Raw genomic sequence first — 4,494 nt, forward strand, 5'->3', positions numbered from 1 at the left:
GGGGGGGGGGGGGGCCCGCTAGTGGTCCCCCCCCGCCCCCCCGGGGGGCCGGCCGCCGGCCCCCCGCCCCCCCGGGTCCATCGCCGGGCTGGTGTCGACAGCCATCGTCGCCGGCCCTACTTCCAGTCGCCCTTGAGGAGCTTGCGGTAAGCGTCACCGACCGCGTCGGCGGCCTTCTCGGGTGAGGTCTTGCCGGTGAGGACGCCCGGGAACTGCACCAGGATCGCCTGGAAGAGGCTGTTGCCCTCCGGGATCCAGGGGCGCTCGACGGCCTTGTCGACGGCGGCCTTGAAGAACTTCACATTGGGGTTCGCGGCGACCGTCTTGTTGGAGTAGACGGAGGTGCGGGTGGGCAGCAGGGAGAGCTTCTCGGTGGTCTTGGCCTGCACCTCGGCCGAGCTCATGTACTGCGCGAAGGCGTAGGAGGCGGCCAGGTTCTTCGATCCGGCGTAGACGGTGAGGTTCTGGCCGCCCTGCGGGGCGCCCTGGGCCTTGCTGCCGGCCGGGACCGGGACCACCCCGAGGTTGGACTTGTCCTTGAACGCCTTGCCCGCCAGGGTGTCCTCGATCGCCCACGGCCCGTTGATCGTCATCGCGACGTCGCCGTTCTTGATGGCGTTCTGCATGTTGTCCCAGCCGTCGGTGGCGTCGGTCTCCGCCGCCTTGGAGGTGACCAGGTCGCGGGCGGCCGCGAACGCCTTGATGCCGGGCTCGTCGTCGATGGTGACCTTCTTGGCGCCGGTGTCGAGGAGGTCGCCGCCCTCGCCGTAGATGAAGGGCAGGTACCAGTAGGCGTCGTCGCCGCGCAGATAGAGGCCGGTCTTGCCGGTCTTCTCCTTGATCTTCTTGGCGGCGGCCTTGAGCTCGGTCCAGTCCTTGGGCGGCTGGACCCCGGCGTCCTTCAGCATCTTCTTGTTGTAGAAGAGGCCGAGGGTGTCGATGACCTGCGGTACGGCGTAGGTCTTGCCCTTGAACTTGGCGCCCGCCAGCGCCTTGGGCAGATAGTCGGATTGATCGGCGAGGGCGGGGGTGCCGTCCAGCGGGGCGAGATAGCCGATGTTGGCCAGGTCCTGGGTCCAGGCCACCTCGGTGCGCAGTACGTCGGGCGCGCCGGAGCCACCCGAGCCGGCGGCGTTCTTGAACTTGGCCAGTGCGTCACCGAAGGGCACATTGACGTAGTTGACCTTGACGTCGGGGTGCTTCTTCTCGAAGCCCAGGGCGAGCTCCTTGTACGTGCCCTTCTCCGCGTCGTTCGACGTGTCCCAGTACGTCACGGTGCCGGAGAGATGGCCGCCGGACTTCTTGTCGCCGCTGCCGCCGTCGTCACCGCCGCATGCCGTCGCCGCGAGCGCCATGGCCGCGACGAGTGCGGTGGCCGCTATGCCACGTCGCATCTGAACTCCTCCAAAGCCGGCCGCTCCGTCGCGGCCCCAAGTTGCGGAGGAACGTAACAGGGCCGCAAGCCCGCCGAAAGAGCTTGCGGCAAATTTCTGCAAGGCGCCTGGCATCGTTACGTCCATGTGTCCCCGCGGTAGCCGCTCCGCGCCCGTTCCAGCGCTTGACATACGCTCACAGCACGACCGGAGCACCCCCGAAGGGCACCAGCGCGCCCTGCAATCTCTTCCGCAAGGCATTGCAGAGCTGTTACGTTCGCGCCATGACCCAGGAGCTCACGACCTCCCTTGCCACCGAGTCGGCGCGACCGTCCGAAGGCCACGGATGGTGGCGCGACGCCGTCATCTACCAGGTGTACGTACGCTCCTTCGCCGACAGCGACGGCGACGGGATCGGCGATCTGCGCGGGGCGCGGGAGCGGCTGCCGCACCTCGCCGGGCTGGGTGTGGACGCCGTCTGGCTGACCCCCTTCTACGCCTCCCCGCAGGCCGACGGCGGCTACGACGTGGCGGACTACCGCGCCGTGGACCCGCTCTTCGGCACCCTCGGCGACGCCGACGACCTGGTGCGCACCGCCCATGAGCTGGGGCTGAAGGTGATCGTGGACGTCGTCCCGAACCACAGCTCGGACCAGCACCCGTGGTTCCGCGAGGCGCTCGCCGACCGGCGCGGCGGCGCGGCCCGCGCCCGCTACCACTTCCGCCCCGGCCGCGGCGCCCACGGCGAACTGCCGCCGAACGACTGGGAGTCGGTCTTCGGCGGCCCCGCCTGGACCCGTACCACCGATCCGGACGGCACCCCCGGCGAGTGGTACCTGCACCTGTTCGCCCCCCAGCAGCCCGACCTCAACTGGGACTCCCCCGAGGTCCGCGCGGAGTTCGATTCGGTGCTGCGCTTCTGGCTGGATCTGGGCGTGGACGGCTTCCGGATCGATGTCGCGCACGGCATGGTCAAGGCCGCCGGGCTGCCCGACATCGGCCACACCGAACAGGCCAAGCTGATCGGCTCCCAGGTGCTGCCGTTCTTCGACCAGGACGGGGTGCACGAGATCCACCGCTCCTGGCGGCGGCTGCTGGACTCCTACCCCGGTGACCGGATCGGCGTCGCCGAGGCATGGGCGCCCACCGCCGAGCGGCTGGCCCTCTACGTACGCCCGGACGAGCTGCACCAGGCGTTCAACTTCCAGTTCCTGAAGTGCCCGTGGGACGCGGCCGCGATGCGCGAGGTGATCGACGAGTCGCGGGCCGCGACCGGCTCCGTCGGCGCCCCCACCACCTGGGTGCTCTCCAACCACGACGTGGTCCGGCACACCACCCGCTACGCCGACGGAGCCGGTGGCGGCCCGGAGCGGGGGCTCGCCCGCGCCCGCGCGGCGGCCCTGCTCATCCTGGCGCTGCCCGGCTCGGCCTATCTCTACCAGGGCGAGGAGCTGGGCCTTCCCGAGGTGACCGAGCTGCCGGACGAGCTGCGCCAGGACCCGGCCTTCTTCCGCACCTCCCCCGACGGGCAGGAGGGCCAGAACGGTCAGGACGGCTTCCGCGACGGCTGCCGGGTGCCCCTGCCCTGGACCCGCTCCGGTGGCTCCTACGGCTTCGGCCCCGGCGGCAGCTGGCTGCCCCAGCCGGAGGACTGGGCCGAGCTGTCCGTCGAGGCGCAGACCGGCGACCCCGGCTCCACGCTGGAGCTGTACCGGGACGCGCTCGCGCTGCGCCGTGAGCTGCCGGGGCTCGGGGACGGCCCGATGAGCTGGCTGGACGCCCCGGCCGGGGTGCTCGCGCTGTCCCGGCCCGGCCTGGTGTGCACGCTCAACACGCTCGGGGAGGAGGTCGAACTGCCGGTTCCGGGGCGTGCGCTGCTGTCGTCGGCGCCGCTGGCGTACAAGGCCGGAACCGTGTGCATTCCGCCTGATTCGTGCGCGTGGTGGGCAATCTGACATGCGACCGGTACAGTCCCACTCCATGACCGCACGGCTTGCTGACATCGCAGCCCAGGCGGGGGTCAGCGAAGCCACCGTCAGCCGCGTCCTCAATGGCAGGCCGGGGGTGGCGGCGGCCACCCGCGAGTCCGTCCTCGCCGCTCTGGACGTCCTCGGCTATGAGCGGCCGGTGCGGCTGCGGCAGCGCAGCGCCGGACTGGTGGGACTGATCACGCCCGAGCTGGAGAACCCGATCTTCCCCGCGCTCGCCCAGGTCATCGGGCAGGCGCTCACCCGGCAGGGCTACACCCCGGTGCTGGCCACCCAGACCCCCGGCGGCTCGACCGAGGACGAGCTGACCGAGATGCTGGTGGACCGGGGGGTGGCCGGGATCATCTTCGTCTCCGGGCTGCACGCGGACACCTCGGCCGATATGCAGCGCTATGACCAGCTGCGCGGCCAGGGTGTGCCGTTCGTGCTGGTGGACGGCTTCTCGCCGAAGGTGCGGGCGCCGTTCATCTCCCCGGACGACCGGGCGGCGATGGGGCTGGCGGTCACCCATCTGGTCTCGCTCGGGCACACCCGGATCGGTCTCGCACTCGGGCCGAAGCGATTCGTACCCGTACTGCGCAAGATCGAAGGCTTTCAGCAGGCGATGCGGGACCGGCTGGGGCTCTCCCCGGCCGAGTCCGAGGAGCTGATCCAGCATTCGCTGTACACCCTGGAGGGCGGCCAGGCGGCGGCGACCGCGCTGATCGAGCGGGGCTGTACGGCGGTGGTGTGCGCGAGCGACATGATGGCGCTCGGTGCCATCCGGGCGGCCCGGCAGCAGGGTCTGGCGGTCCCTCAGAACGTCTCGGTGGTCGGCTTCGACGACTCCCCGCTGATCGCCTTCACCGATCCGCCGCTGACCACGATCCGTAAACCGGTGCAATCGATGGGGCAGGCGGCGGTGCGGGCGCTGCTGGAGGAGATCGGCGGCACCCCGGCCCCGCCCAGCGAGTTCGTCTTCCTGCCCGAACTGGTGGTGCGCGGCTCCACGGCGTCGGCCCACGGCGTGGAGGCGCGGAGCCGGGCGGCCGGGGGCGCGGCCTAAGCCGCCTCATTGAAGTCCGGTGCGGTTCGGGTGCGCCCCGAAGGGGGGCGGGGCTGTTTAGATTTTGTGGGCCCCCCCCAGGGCGCGG

3 protein-coding genes are annotated in these 4,494 nt (G+C 71.0%); 2 read left to right on the forward strand and 1 reads right to left on the reverse strand.

Going from position 1 to position 4,494, the window contains the following annotated elements; all coding sequences use genetic code 11:
* Window positions 1-116: 116 nt before the first annotated feature.
* Complete coding sequence (locus tag ACFXB5_RS39315) at window positions 117-1,394, reverse strand: extracellular solute-binding protein (protein ID WP_385217668.1); 1,278 nt, start codon at window positions 1,392-1,394, stop codon at window positions 117-119.
* A gap of 263 nt (window positions 1,395-1,657) precedes the next feature.
* Between ACFXB5_RS39315 and ACFXB5_RS39320 the strand changes: the two genes are divergently transcribed.
* Window positions 1,658-3,328 (forward strand): glycoside hydrolase family 13 protein, encoded by a 1,671-nt coding sequence (locus tag ACFXB5_RS39320; RefSeq protein ID WP_385217671.1) that lies wholly within the window; start codon window positions 1,658-1,660, stop codon window positions 3,326-3,328.
* A 25-nt stretch (window positions 3,329-3,353) separates the two neighbouring features.
* Window positions 3,354-4,406 carry a LacI family DNA-binding transcriptional regulator gene (locus ACFXB5_RS39325; RefSeq protein ID WP_385217674.1) on the forward strand — a complete coding sequence of 351 codons (1,053 nt, stop codon included), beginning with the start codon at window positions 3,354-3,356 and terminating at the stop codon, window positions 4,404-4,406.
* Window positions 4,407-4,494: the final 88 nt, after the last annotated feature.

Source organism: Streptomyces sp. NPDC059455, from assembly GCF_042750115.1.
Lineage (GTDB): Bacteria > Actinomycetota > Actinomycetes > Streptomycetales > Streptomycetaceae > Streptomyces > Streptomyces endocoffeicus.